We start from the raw sequence: 13,577 nt of genomic DNA on the forward strand, positions 1-13,577 counted from the left end.
ACATTGAAAGTTCGTTTCACTGTTTTTTGCTTATTTTAAATTTTCAAATTATTTAAAGAGTTGAGTAGTAAAAGGAAAGGGCTCATTGAGAGAAATTTTTTCGGATTTTTTGGCTAAATAGGCATGATATTTTTTGGGATCGTATATTTCGGAAAGGATGTCTAATAGCAAGTTATCGAGCGCCTTGTCACCGTATCGGCTGGCTATATAGGCTTTAATGGCTCGCATCCAAACCGGCCAATTAAAGTGAACTCGGTTATTGTCTTCGGAAAATTCAAGTGGAGAGGAAAACAACTGATGGTATCCACCCATACTTTGCGCCGCATGATCGACAATTTGCCAGATGTAATCTTTGTCTGCGGGAGTGAGCGTAAAGTCCATTTCTTGTGGGATCTCTTATTGATTCCGTAGATTGAATTATAGCAGAGAATATTCCAAATGCTGCTAGTCAGTCGTCAGTTTTATCGCTTATTTCTGTGAGCATTCGCCCATTTTGAGTAAGTTAATTGTTGGTTGCGATCTTTTGTCATCGGTCCTTCGCTTTGAGCGAATTCATTTTTGGATGATTTATAGTCAGTTACCAATTAGTTACAGGTTCACACGAGATTACGCTCATTAAAAATGATAAACTTGCTCCGATATTGATTGGTCAAGCTTTGAACATTTAATTTATGAGACGTATATTCACCCTTTCCTCTATCGGACTTTTATTGTTGAGTGGCTGTCATTCCGACAGTGATCGAGCTTCCGTGCGGCAATGTGAACAACACTATCAAGCCGAAAGTTATAAAGTGGCATTAGAAAAGTGTACTCGAGCTGCCGAAAAGGGGGATTTGAACAGTCAATGGTTGTTGGCGAATCTGTATCGACAGGGTTTGGCAGGCAAGAAAGATGATGCTGCCGCGCTGATTTGGTTGGAAAAGGCGGCGGAGCATGGACATACCGCTGCTCAGCGTGAATTGGCCAAAAGTTTGCTGTGGGGAAGAGGTGTGGAGTCCGATCCACAAGCCGCGATGGCGTGGTTAAAGCTTGCTGCACGCGATCGTGACACCGAAGCCGAATTTTTAATTGGCGTCATTTATCTTGGCTCAAAGAAGCACAAAGCCGACCATGCATCGGCCATCCATTGGTTTAAGAAAGCCGCCGCATCCGGACATAAACTGGCCATCAATAACCTGGCCTGGTTGTACGCCACCAGCCCCAATAAGTCAGTCAGAAATGGCCCGCAAGCTCTCGACATTATTCGGCCATTAATTGAACAAGAGCCCGAGTCTTACGTTTTAATCGATACTTTAGCGGCGGTTTACGCAGAGCTCCAAGAGTTTGAGCAAGCGATTTCTGCCCAACAACAGTCAATTGAGCTGTTGCCCGGTACGGTTAGCGAAAGTGACAAGCAAGGATATTTGGATCGTCTCGCCAGTTATCAAAACCATCAGCCTTGGCGCGAAGATGTCCCTCCATGGGGAAATGAGCACGAAACGGATAAGGATTCCGAAAAGGAAGAGACACCGAAGTCCGAAGCTCATCATTAAAGAATTTTAATAGAGCATACGTTTTGTAATAAAACTGTGAGGCTTATGACTGTGGTTTTAATCGATTTGGGAATCAGTCAGTATGTCGTTACAGAAGGCGGGCTCACTTACCTGTGAAACACAGGTCGTTTATTTTGGGGAAACGATTTCTGCTATGAATGAACAAGAGCGTCTGTTTAATCAGGCGTGGTATCAACACAAGGCCGCTATTGCCCGCGTGGTGCAATCTTACGAAGCGATTCCTGCATTGCAAGAAGAACTGCAACAAGACATCGCTTTTGCAATTTGGCGATCGTTGCCTCGATTTAATCAGAAAAGTTCGCTGAAAACCTACTTATTGTCGATTGCACATAACCGGGCAATTAGCCACGTCGCGAAACATGTTCGAGAAGGTAAATCAACCTCTACAGAGGATGTTGTCTTAAAAGGCGATGATTGTCCATCAGGCCACTTGGAAGTCGAGCGTAAGGAAAACCGACTCATGCGCGGCATGCAGTTAATTCCATTGGCGCAACGACAAATACTGGGCTTGGCTTTGGAAGGACTCAGTTATGAAGAAATTGCTGAAATTCTTGGTATCACCGTTAATAATGTCGGTGTTCGATTAAACCGTGCAAAAAAAGCATTAAAAGACGCGGTAGAAGCACTAAACTAATAGTTGCAAAAGGTTTTAATAACGTATGAGCGAAGAATTTAACTGGGATAAAGCGGTTAATGAGTGGCAGAGCCATCAACCCGAGCTGCCCGCGGTAAAGAAAAACATGCAATGGCAAGCCTGGCGTATGAGGCTGGTTTTGGCGTTAGATGTGGTCAGCTTATTGGTGCTTTTTCCGTTTACTTATTTTATTTTTCTTTCCGATGAAGCCGTAAGTGTTAAAACGTGGTTTTCTATTGCTTGTGTACTTGCTGCCGTCGGCGTTTATTTTGATTTTTATTTGCGACGCGATCTTTGGACTCTACCCGTCACGACGAAAGATATGTTTTTACATTTGATTAAACGGGCTAAAGCTGGGGTCCGCATTGCGCAATTTGCGATTGTTTACTTGTCCACCTTTTTAGTGTTTTTGTTAGGGTGGAGTGGCTATGTTGCTCTGTTTGAAGCCTCGAGGCTGGAAAAGTCTGGGGCTGTTATTGGCTTATTTACCGGCGCTTTAATCATACTTATTTCCATTGCCGTATCTTTCTGGTATCGCAAGCGTAAAGAGTTGCAATTAAAAGAGGCTGAACGCAACTATCAGGAATTTTTAGATTCTTAACAGTTTAAAACTCAGGGAGCGCGTTAAGTGCGTGGCCTTAACTCAACCCGCTCTCATTTAAATCCGTTTATTGTTCATCGGGATAAAATTTTAACGAAAGGGAGTTAACACAGTAGCGTAGTCCGGTAGGCGGTGGGCCGTCTGTAAAAACGTGTCCTAAATGGGCATCGCAGGCACTGCAGGTGATTTCAATACGCTGCATACCTAGGCTCTTATCTTTGGTTTCAGTAATGCAGTCACTCGAAACCGGTTGAAAAAAGCTTGGCCAGCCACTGCCTGAGTGGTATTTGCTGTTAGAACTGAACAGCGGTGTGTTGCAGCATCGGCAGTGATAACTTCCCGCGGTTTTGTTTTGGTAATACTCACCACTTCCCGGCGGCTCGGTTCCTTTTTCCCGCGTGATCCGATACTCATCGGCGGTTAAACAGAGTTTCCACTCTTCTTCAGACTTTCGGTAGTTGCTCATCTTCGGCTCCTTACGACCTCAATCTTTGCGCATAGCGATCGTAAACCAGAAGCGAGACCCTTGCTGCGGTTCACTGTCGACGCCGATATGACCACCCATAAGCTCAGCGAGCTTTTTAGAAACAATGAGCCTTAGTCGACCAGCAAAGCTGCTATTGGTAAGCTTGGTTCTTTGTTCAAGTGAATCGAACAAGCCTTTTTGAGCTTCCGCTGGAATTCCAACTCCGGAATCTTTTACCGCAATGCGTAAATACTCTACAGAATCTTTCAAAATAACATCGGCGTAAAGCGAAACTTCACCTTCTTTTGTAAAGCGAATGGCATTACCCAGCAAGTTTTTCATAATTTGGCGAACCCGCTTGGGATCGTTAAAAACAGCTTCTGGTACATCGGGCAATACTTTGGCGCTGAGTTTGAGTGACTTCGACTCGGCATGCGGTGTGTATTCATTTACAATTTCTTCAAACATCTGGCGAATATCGAAATCGCTTTTGTGCAGCTTAAGCAAATTGGCATCGAGTTTGGAAAAGTCCAAGATGTTGTTCAAGTTATTGATCAACGTATTCGCAGAACGTCGAGCAATGTTTAACAATTCTCGCGGTTCTTCCTGCAAACTGTATTCGCTGAGTAAATGTAACATGCTGGTTAAGGTTTTCATTGGTGTGGTTATTTCATCACCCATGCGCGATAAAAACTCAGACTTGGTTTTAGGAGCTTGCACCGCGTTATCTCGCTCTTCTTGCAAGGCTTCTTTTTCTTCTTCTATTTCGGCAACTTGAGACTCTAGAATTTTTAAGCGATTATTCATCGTTTTATTTTGGCTAGAAAGCTGCGTAACTAAAGCGCTAATATTGGAAGAAATGCCGGCGATGTCCTGTGTGATGTCCATGCGGCTGAGCTCGGTGATGAGCTGATTGGCTGAAGTGGCATTGGCTGTCACATCGGTTAATTGCTTTAGCGCTTTATGCTGATTAGTAAGCATAATAAAAATAATGACCACCAGGCCAAGCATTAAAATTGCAATAATTGCGACAGAAGCAATTCCACTACTGCTTGGCATTGCATCAAGCCAAGCGGGTAACATAAAAGAAAGTTGTCCTTTTTGTTTGGTATTAAAAGGCCAGTCAATCTGTTCGGCCTGCTCAAAACCGTTGCTGTTTGACGTACTCCAGCTTTTTCCGTTTAACCGGAGTTGAAATTCGGCTCCAGTGGATTGTTTGAGGTAATTCAATAACGGTTCACCGATAGGTAATATGCTAAATACCACACCTTTTAATTCACCATTCGACTGATAACCAAACGAGTGAATTAATGCATAACCGTTATTGAATTTGCTGATGGATACTTTACTGGCGGTTTCTTTCATTTGGGAGAGAATGATCGGCTCCATGTCATAAAACTGTTCTTTACGATCGGGTAAGTTATATCGATGAATGATATTGGATGTGGTGTCGTAAATAGCGTATTCAACGGGCAGGTGATTCAGGTTATTGGCCGTGTTGAGAAAACCTGTAAAGTTTTGGTTTTCAAATAGGCTCAAAAGCTCATCGGACTCTTTTAAAGTTTGTGCCGCCTGATGAATTTGATTAAAAAAAAGACTTACGGTGTTTTTGATTTGATGAATATTTTGTGAGCGAGCTAACGTTGAGGCTTCGTCCAATTGTTTATTGACGACGTGATAGTTTGCTAGGGCCAAAAAAGATGTCAGTGCGGCGATTATCAGAGTGATAAGGATGATTTTTAATTTAGTTGTCATTGTTGGTCCTTTCTCCGACAGCTAATGGTAAAAAATTGCGTCGATTGGTCGTTTATGAAGTTGGCGAGTGTACTGAATATAACTGTAGCAAAATGTGATTCGGTTCTCTCGTCATCTCATTACCCGATTGTCTGGTCGGATAACTGCTGTTAATTGCGCTTGAGCTGAGTATAAAGTAGTCGGTGATGCGGTAAATCAATTTGTAACTCAGCAGCCTTTTGTAACAGAAAGCCGGTGATTGCTTCAAGCTCGTTAGCTTTGTTTTGGCTGACATCTTGATACATTGAGCTGTAATTATTCGCTGTTGCTTTTGCGACACCAGTAATTTCTTTAAGCAAATCAATAGACTGCAACTGCGGACAATAGCGGTGCAGTACTGGCAGCATTTCCGTAGTGAGTTGTTGAAGTTGGTTGAAGAGTTTAGGTTGTTGCAAGAGCTCACCGTTTTTGCACTGATGCAATGCGGTTAACGGGTTAATCGTAGCGTTGATCGCTAACTTCTGCCAGAGCAGAACATCAATATCAAAGTGCCACATAACATCCGGCATCGCCAGATGTAACAATTGACACAGTTGTGGTAGCTGGCGCAAAGACTGCTGTTTACGTGCGGGTCCGATAAAGGTGGTTCCCCAGCCCGCATGCACCAGGTTTTTGTCGTTGCTATGAGAACCTGTTTTTATATAGGCTCCGTGTGTATTGGAGGCCATTAACAGTTGGCAAGGCGGTAACAATGATTGTGCCAGCTCGCGATGCCCCATACCGTTTTGAAATAAAATAACTCGGGTTTCCGAATGAACCGCATGCGCAATATCTTGAAGTGCTTGTCGCAGTTGATGCGACTTCACACACATTAACAAAATATCCAGCGATTGAGTTTGTTCTGCTGTTTGTTGTGGAATAGACTGTGCCCAGGTTAGTTCCTTATGGTGATAGGTGATATTTAATGTGGAACAGGTGGAGTCTCTGGTAATTAAAGATACTGGGAAGTCCGCGTGCGTCAGTCGGCTGGCCCATAGGCAACCGATGGAACCTGCGCCGAGTATGTGAATCGAACTTTTGAGCAATTGATAACTCCAGAAATTCAGGCATGACAGAAATAATAAAAGAAAAAAAGTCGCTTAAACAGGCATTGTTAAACAAAAGAATGCTTATTTGCATTTTGATAGGCTTTTCTTCTGGTTTACCTCTTTACTTATTATTGCAGTTTGTTCCACTTTGGTTGCGCGAAAACGGTGTGGATTTAACGACCATTGGGTTATTTGGGATCGTTTTATTCCCTTATACCTGGAAGTTTCTTTGGTCACCGATTATGGATCGCTACGTACCTCCGTTTCTTGGTCGAAGACGCGGTTGGATGTTAATTACACAATTAACATTAATTTCGTTAATGTTTCTGCTCGCTTTCTTTGACCCCAAAACTGAAATTGCTGTTATAGCTGTCATTGTAGGTGTCATTGCTTTCTTTAGTGCCAGCCAAGATATTGTCATTGATGCTTATCGCCGAGAGTTATTGCCCGACGATGAGTTAGGGGCTGGTACTGGATTTTCTATTCAGGCTTATCGTTATTCGTCTTTTGTTCCTAGTGGATTGGGGTTTATTGTTGCCGACTTTTTAGGATGGCAAGCGGCTCACTGGTTTGTCACTGTGTTTATGCTGGTTGGAATTATAACAACCTTGTGTATTGACGAAACTTCGAAAAAAGGTGATGAGCCGCAAACGATTCGCGAAGCCGTCGTTGAACCGTTTCGCGAATTTTTTAATCGAGATGGATACCGTAATGCTGTTTTAATTTTGTTGTTCATGTTGCTCTACAAGTTAGGTGACAATATGGCCACTGCGCTCGAAACGCCATTCTTTTCTGATATGGGATTTTCAGCTTTAGAAATAGGCACTATTGCAAAAATTTCGAAAACTGTGAGCGCGGCCATTGGAACGATTGTTGGCGGTATCATTATGATTAAGCTGGGGATCAACCGCAGTTTGTGGATATTTGGTTTTTTTCAGATTGGATCGATTCTTGGGTATTTTGCTTTGGCTTTAGTTGGCCATAATGCTCTGATGTTAATTGTAGCAACCAGTTTGGAATATTTAGGTGTAGGGCTGGGAAGTGTTGCATTAATAGCATTTATGTCACGAGCAACCAATAAACATTTTACCGCAACTCAGTTTGCATTGTTTTCCAGTTTAGTCGCTATTCCAAGGACCTTTGTAGGTGCAATAAGCGGCTATATTATCGAGCAAGTCGGTTATGCCCAGTTTTTTGTTATCTGTTTTGTTTGCGCAATTCCTGGCATGTTGATGCTTTTTAAAATTGCACCTTGGAATCAGGAAGTTATTGAAAGTACACCTTCAGACAAGAAAAGCGTTAGAAAAATCATACTTTATCTTATTGGTATTGCAATAGGGTTAATTTCACTTTTCATAACATATGGGTGACTTGTAAACAAATATTCAACCTGAGTCTATGCATAGAGTTATTTTTTTAGCAATTCGGCAATCCACAGTTTTTGTTGTCTATTTAGATTGCGTATTTACTTGAGTACATTTACTTTTTGCCCAAGCAAAGCTTGGTGTTTTTCTGGTGGGTTAGCACCACACCCTACAATCCTAATAGTCTGAAATTATCGGTTTTTTCCCCAGCTGAATGTGTAGCTTGCAATGACGAAAAATAAAATCGTCATAACGACTAGCGCTATCAAATTGTGACTCACATCAGCTAATCCGGCACCTTCGGTCATAATGGCTCGTGCGGCATCCACAAAATGCGTTAACGGTAATATCTGAGCGACGTGTCGAATAAACTCTGGTGCGCCTTCTAAACTGAACCAGACTCCAGACAAAAACATCATCGGCCAAGAGGCCAAGTTTAACAATCCTCCGGCTAACTCTTCGCTTTCGCTACGTGACGCCATCATTAAGCCAAGGGCGATCAAGCTGATACTGCCAAGGCATAACACCAGCAACAGATCAAAAAGCGAGCCTTTTACCATAAAGTTAAGACTCCACCAAGTGGCTAGAAAAATTGCTGATGCGATCACCACCACAATGACTAACCGTGAGACAATTTGTGCGGCGATAAACTCAAATGCAGAAACCGGTGTCGCGTGCAATCGTTTGAGCACACCGTTTTTACGATATCGCACAATCACGTAACCGACACCAAACAAACAGCTGAACATGATATTCATGCCTAAAATTCCGGGAATGACCCAGTCCACATAGCGGATCGGTTCGCCTTCAATGGTTTGTTTTTCGAAGCCTGAATGTAAGTGGTTAAATAAATTTTCCGCCAAATAGCCTTTTGGTGCAGACTCATTCACCCAGTAAACACGCTGGTTCCAGTCGATTAATAAATCAATTTGATGTTGGGCAACTTTTTGTTGTGCTTCAGATATCTCGTCATAAAACACATACTCGGTGTATTTTATCGATTGCAAAGAGGTTGGGATTTGCAATTGGTGTACGAGTCCAATTTTTAACTGACTTCTCCCTCCATTAGAAAAGATCATAGAAAAACCAAAAATGAGTAGCAATGGAAAGACGAGGTTCCAGCTCAGTGCCGCGCGATCACGCCAGAACTCCACGTTGCGTGCTTTTAATACGGCAAAAAATCGTTTGCTTTGGAACATAACTTTAACTTATGCTCGCAACTCGTGTCCGGTCAGTTTTAAAAACAGATCGTCCAAGTTTGGGTTATGAATGTATAAGCCTTCCAGAGATATGTCGAGTTTCATTAATTGCTTTAGATCTTTATCAACCTGAGAAGAGACGATTTCAATATGGTGTTGCACGCGATTAACTTTTTCAAACGGAAGTTGTGTGACGTCTTTAATGGATGACTCCGGTAATCGGATTAAGGAACCTTCAAAGTGCTGTGCAATCAAATTTTGGGGTGTTCCGCGTTCAATAATGTTCCCATGATCCATAATAACAATATCATCACAAAGCTGGTGTGCTTCATCCATATAGTGTGTGGTTAATACCAGCGTTTTGCCTTTTTCTTTAATGCTTTCCACTAACGACCAAAAGTTTCGACGTGACTGTGGATCCAGTCCCGTGGTGGGTTCGTCGAGAAATATCACTTCCGGATTGTGTAATAATGCTAACGCCAATAACAGCCGTTGCCTTTGACCGCCCGATAAATTTCGTGTGTCGCGATCCAGAAAGTCGGTTAATGAGCACAAGTTTATTAATGTTTCTATATTGGATCGATCATTATAAAGATCGGCAAATAGATTGAGCGTTTCTTTGACTTTTATGTAGTCTTGTAGCGCTGTATTCTGAAACTGAATGCCAATATGGTGTTGCAAACTTTGCTTGGCAGGTAGCAATGGATAAATCACTTCGCCACTGTCTGCTTGATGTATTCCTTCCAATATCTCAAGGGTTGTGGTTTTTCCTGCACCATTAGGCCCGAGTAAGCCAAAGCAAGCGCCTTGTTTAACCGAGAATGAAATATTATTAACGGCGGTTAAAGAGCCGAACGATTTGCAAAGGTTATTTACGATTAGAGCATCAGTCATTACGGCATTGTAATGACTGATGCTGGGATGAACAATAATTAATTAGAAGTGGAACGTTGCGTTGATGAATACGCCATCGAATTCAATGTCGGAGTTAAAATCGTCTTCATCATCCAACTCGAGGCTAAAGGTGCGTATACCACCTTCAATTCCTAATCCTATTGCTGATTCGTAACCAACGACCATTGATGTGTCGGAAATGGTGTTTCCGCTAGCGCTGATGTAATTTAAGATTACACTAAAGCTCAATCCCGTTAGAGGTAGGTCGAAACGAGCTTTGCCGTATAACATAGGTAAAGTGAAGTCGAAATCTTCTCTTACTTGAGAGCGATCGGGATCATTGTTGTCCTCTTCGACAAATATAAACCCGTCAAACTGGCGACCAGTTAATCCGATATCAAGGTTTACCCAATTATCCAAAATTTCGTAGTAAAGTGTATAGTCTCGGTGCGATAAATCAAATTGGGTATTAACGTCTCCACTGAATGTAATTGGATTTCCATTAGCATCGTTACCAAAATTACCGTTGAATGTGCCACTTCCATTGGAGTCCATCTCTTGTTCTGCTATAAGGAAGTTTGGAATCACAGGAAGTGGATGTTCTAAAGCAATGTAAAACCCAGTTTGCTTCTTCTCTCTAATGTCAACGTCGGAACCCAAGTTCATACTTGTATTAGAGTTATTGGCAATTCGACCAGAAAAGTCAGGTTTCCAATTGCCAAGCCCTGTATATAAACCAATGATATCAGCAGAGGCTGCAGTGGATAATAAAGAGGCTGTTACAAGAGCGGGGATCAGTTTACGCATGATGATTCTCTCTTTATAAATTTTGTGCGGTAATTATGAACCATTGTAGTGTATAAATCATTGACTGATAACACAAAAATATCAGGATAATCGCGGTTGAATTACGGATTAAAGTGATTTGAATCACAAAAAGAGATTAAGTGTCGGTTAAAAAACAGACCGTTTTACTCGATAGAAAAAAAAGGCGCTAATCTAAGCGCCTTGTGGAATGTTGAGGGTTTGGAAAGCCGAATTCAAGCCAGACACCGTTTAAATTCGACTCACTTAAAGTGTAGTTCAGATTGGCCCTGCTGCAAGAAAACTTCAATATATTGTGTTAATAACCAATTAAGCTACTATATAGGGAGTTTATTGCATTTTGTTGTTAATAAAAGCTAAGACCTGCTGATCGTTAAAGGCGGTATGCAGTAGATGAGCAACCACTTCGTTGGCCAAGCCGGTGGCCTCTGCATAATTAGCTCGAAGTGGTACGGTTAATGTTTGTGTGCGGGAAAAGGATTTGCGAAACGTATTGGGTTTACGAACGATTTCCAAAGTGAGTTGCCCATTGATTTCCAGCTCATCTTTAAACGTACCTTTGTTTATTGAAACCTGTAATGCTTCAAAGTTTAGCGTGATGAAAAAATCAGTAAAATGCTTATTAGAGCTGATGCGATACCCATATTGACCTAACGCTGAAATCAGGTTTTTCTTTATCGCGTTTGCAAAATCGTTGTCGGGGGCTAAATATTCTTTGTCTGAACCTTCAAGTGGCTTCGGCGGGATCACCGTGACCGCAACGGTTTTGCCATTGGACTTTTCGGCACCCAGAATGTTAATTTCCGGGTCAACGGTATATTGGGTCGGCCTACTGGCGCAGGCGTTCAGGAAAATTAAAATCAACGGTAAGCATAAAATTTTTATATTCATTTGTAAGTGTCCTGTTACATTTTGCTGCGTAGGATAACAAATTTTGGGTTTTCGTTAATTCGTTCAACATTACCAAATGCTTTTTTCATGTCGAAAGCGTAGTTTAAGTGGCGGTTGGCAACGAGCCAGAGTTCACCTTGCGCCGTCAGCTTATGTTTGGCTTGTTTAATCATGCGTTTAGCCGTATCGGTCGTGACGCGTCGTTGTTGATGAAATGGCGGATTGCATAATATTAAGTCAAATGCTCCGTCCGCTGCTTCGTTGAGCATATTGCTGACCAAAAACTGCCCATTGGTAAGTGCGTTAATACGAAACGTTTCAGTTGCAGAAGCAACTGCCATATAAGACTCATCGTAACCGATAATTTTGGCTTCTGGATATTCGCGTGCCGCGAATGCAGAAAGTACACCGTTTCCGCATCCTAAATCGGCAATTGCTTGGACCTTGTCGAGCCGAGGAAAGTTCTCCAATAAAAAGCGAGCGCCAATGTCCAACGAGTCCGAAGAAAAGACATTCGCCATATTGGCGATGCTTAAATTGTCGTACTCGAAAAAGCGAAATCTTGGTGGCGTTTCCGAATTCTTTATTAAACGACCGCCGATCACACGTGCTTTTTTTTCCGCCAGCCCCGGTTGTAAATCATTTAAGTATTTATCCAATAACGATTTTAATCCTTTGCTGATAAATTTTTGCATGACTCCACAGTAAACATTGGCTCCGGGAAAGAGCGTGGCTAACAGAGCTAATTGGTATTCAAGGAGGCGTAGGTTTTTGGGTGGGCGTAATGCAACTATCGGTAGCGTATTAAAATTCGGTATTTCTGTTGAGGCGATATAGTCAGCGTTGCTCAACGGGTTATGCTCAAGGTTCTTTAAGGTAGCGATTTTCGATAACAAGGAGTCGCTCCAGTGGCTCACTGGAAAGCGAGAGGCCAATGCCGTTGTCAGTGCACCAAATTCATCGTTTACGGATAAAATGGGTGTACTGCTCGTAAGCTCATTGACGATACGATCGACTATCATCCGATCGGCATTATCCCAGGCTCGCAAAGTTTTATCATGCGCCGCTGGAAAGCGACTTAGAGTAAAATCTCCGAGAGCGGTTGTAAATGATGACATAGTCCAAACTTATCTAACAATTAACGACAGGATCTTACCATCTTCATAGCTATTCCTCGTCATTTTTGATAGCTTCTTTTGTGTTGGCTTCATCAAACGGTAACAGGCTTACTATAGTGTAGGGGCTGATAATCCGAAGAACCCTAATTCACTGAACTTGCAAGACTTTCATTAAAGGAGAGTAATATATGTCCAGTCGCGTGGCTTTGGTTACAGGTGGTACCGGTGGAATTGGAACGGCTATTTGTCAAAAATTAGCTAAAGAAGGGTATAAAGTTGCCGCTGGTTATAATAGCGGTGGTGATCATGATAAAGCCAAAACCTGGCAGGCGTTGCAAAAACAACAAGGTTACGATTTCGATATCAGTTATGGCGATGTGCGTGATTTTGAATCTTGCGGCGAGTGTATTGCGCATGTTGAAGAAACCTTAGGCCCTATTGATATTTTGGTAAACAATGCCGGTGTGACTCGCGATGCGACACTGAAAAAAATGTCTGAAAATCAGTGGAGTGAAGTGTTAAGCGCAAACCTCGATTCGGTTTTCAATATGACCCGTCAAGTGATCAACGGTATGATTGAACGCAAGTTTGGTCGCATTATTAATGTATCGTCTGTTAATGCGCAGAAAGGACAGCTTGGGCAAACCAACTATTCAGCCGCAAAAGCGGGAATGCATGGCTTTACCAAAGCCTTATCGCAAGAAGTGGCTCGTAAAGGCATCACTGTGAATACCGTCTCTCCTGGTTATATTGCTACCAAAATGGTCATGGCCGTTGCCGAAGAGATTCGGGAACACATTATTGCCGATATTCCAGTTGGGCGATTAGGCTTACCTGAAGAAGTGGCACATGCCGTAGCATTTCTCGCTTCTGATGACTCCGGGTTTATCACCGGTTCAAACTTGTCGGTCAATGGTGGCCAGCATATGTTTTAAAAGCAGTGACGAGAATCGAGTTACGAGTTTCGAGTTAAACACCGTCAAGTTTCACTTGATAGGATGAAGTCAAATTTCATAATTTTCTCGCAACTCGCAACTCGCAACTCGCAACTCGCAACTCGCAACTCGCAACTCGCAACTCGCAACTCGCAACTCGCAACTCGCAATTCGCAACTCGCCCCAAAAATGTGACTCACGTCTTTAATTTTAACGCTTTTCTTTTATCAACCGACCTTTGTGATAAATATCACAGCAAAATTTTTGTACCGGAC

Annotated in this window: 14 protein-coding genes; 5 read left to right on the top strand and 9 right to left on the bottom strand. The window is 42.4% G+C overall.

The window, feature by feature from the left end; translation table 11 throughout:
• Positions 1–48 precede the first annotated feature (48 nt).
• The gene (locus ACTUJY_RS16135) at positions 49–381 is read right to left on the bottom strand and encodes a hypothetical protein (RefSeq protein WP_463617149.1); all 333 of its coding nucleotides are present in this window, start codon (positions 379–381) and stop codon (positions 49–51) included.
• Positions 382–671: 290 nt separating this feature from the next.
• Here ACTUJY_RS16135 and ACTUJY_RS16140 point away from each other — a divergent pair, with 290 nt between their 5' ends.
• From ACTUJY_RS16140 to ACTUJY_RS16150, 3 genes are all read left to right on the top strand, one after another.
• Positions 672–1,532: a tetratricopeptide repeat protein gene (locus ACTUJY_RS16140; protein ID WP_463617150.1), complete on the top strand. Its 861-nt coding sequence runs from the start codon at positions 672–674 to the stop codon at positions 1,530–1,532.
• An 82-nt stretch (positions 1,533–1,614) separates the two neighbouring features.
• Positions 1,615–2,187 (top strand): RNA polymerase sigma factor, encoded by a 573-nt coding sequence (locus tag ACTUJY_RS16145; RefSeq protein ID WP_463617151.1) that lies wholly within the window; start codon positions 1,615–1,617, stop codon positions 2,185–2,187.
• 25 nt (positions 2,188–2,212) lie between these two features.
• On the top strand, positions 2,213–2,788 hold the full coding sequence (locus tag ACTUJY_RS16150) for a hypothetical protein (protein ID WP_463617152.1): 576 nt from the start codon (positions 2,213–2,215) through the stop codon (positions 2,786–2,788).
• 67 nt (positions 2,789–2,855) lie between these two features.
• Here the strand turns inward: ACTUJY_RS16150 and msrB are convergent, their stop codons facing one another.
• The 3 genes from msrB to ACTUJY_RS16165 all read right to left on the bottom strand — a co-directional run bounded on the left by msrB (position 2,856) and on the right by ACTUJY_RS16165 (position 6,073).
• The gene (gene msrB / locus ACTUJY_RS16155) at positions 2,856–3,254 is read right to left on the bottom strand and encodes a peptide-methionine (R)-S-oxide reductase MsrB (RefSeq protein WP_463617153.1); all 399 of its coding nucleotides are present in this window, start codon (positions 3,252–3,254) and stop codon (positions 2,856–2,858) included.
• A gap of 18 nt (positions 3,255–3,272) precedes the next feature.
• Positions 3,273–5,009: a sensor histidine kinase gene (locus ACTUJY_RS16160; protein ID WP_463617154.1), complete on the bottom strand. Its 1,737-nt coding sequence runs from the start codon at positions 5,007–5,009 to the stop codon at positions 3,273–3,275.
• A gap of 149 nt (positions 5,010–5,158) precedes the next feature.
• Positions 5,159–6,073 (bottom strand): ketopantoate reductase family protein, encoded by a 915-nt coding sequence (locus ACTUJY_RS16165; protein ID WP_463617155.1) that lies wholly within the window; start codon positions 6,071–6,073, stop codon positions 5,159–5,161.
• Positions 6,074–6,096: 23 nt separating this feature from the next.
• Between ACTUJY_RS16165 and ACTUJY_RS16170 the strand changes: the two genes are divergently transcribed.
• Complete coding sequence (locus ACTUJY_RS16170) at positions 6,097–7,446, top strand: AmpG family muropeptide MFS transporter (protein ID WP_463617156.1); 1,350 nt, start codon at positions 6,097–6,099, stop codon at positions 7,444–7,446.
• 185 nt (positions 7,447–7,631) lie between these two features.
• Here the strand turns inward: ACTUJY_RS16170 and ACTUJY_RS16175 are convergent, their stop codons facing one another.
• From ACTUJY_RS16175 to ACTUJY_RS16195, 5 genes are all read right to left on the bottom strand, one after another.
• Positions 7,632–8,639, bottom strand: a complete 1,008-nt coding sequence (locus ACTUJY_RS16175) for an ABC transporter permease (protein WP_463617157.1) — start codon at positions 8,637–8,639, stop codon at positions 7,632–7,634.
• Positions 8,640–8,648: 9 nt separating this feature from the next.
• Positions 8,649–9,533 carry an ABC transporter ATP-binding protein gene (locus tag ACTUJY_RS16180; protein WP_463617158.1) on the bottom strand — a complete coding sequence of 295 codons (885 nt, stop codon included), beginning with the start codon at positions 9,531–9,533 and terminating at the stop codon, positions 8,649–8,651.
• A 42-nt stretch (positions 9,534–9,575) separates the two neighbouring features.
• The gene (locus ACTUJY_RS16185; protein WP_463617159.1) at positions 9,576–10,340 is read right to left on the bottom strand and encodes a TIGR04219 family outer membrane beta-barrel protein; all 765 of its coding nucleotides are present in this window, start codon (positions 10,338–10,340) and stop codon (positions 9,576–9,578) included.
• 348 nt (positions 10,341–10,688) lie between these two features.
• The gene (locus ACTUJY_RS16190) at positions 10,689–11,249 is read right to left on the bottom strand and encodes a YajG family lipoprotein (RefSeq protein WP_463617160.1); all 561 of its coding nucleotides are present in this window, start codon (positions 11,247–11,249) and stop codon (positions 10,689–10,691) included.
• A 14-nt stretch (positions 11,250–11,263) separates the two neighbouring features.
• Complete coding sequence (locus ACTUJY_RS16195) at positions 11,264–12,367, bottom strand: class I SAM-dependent methyltransferase (RefSeq protein ID WP_463617161.1); 1,104 nt, start codon at positions 12,365–12,367, stop codon at positions 11,264–11,266.
• Positions 12,368–12,555: 188 nt separating this feature from the next.
• On the opposite strand from ACTUJY_RS16195, the gene phbB reads away from it, so the two are divergent.
• Positions 12,556–13,302, top strand: a complete 747-nt coding sequence (phbB, locus tag ACTUJY_RS16200) for an acetoacetyl-CoA reductase (protein WP_463617162.1) — start codon at positions 12,556–12,558, stop codon at positions 13,300–13,302.
• Positions 13,303–13,577: the final 275 nt, after the last annotated feature.

This window comes from Pleionea sp. WD8-19 (assembly GCF_055326765.1).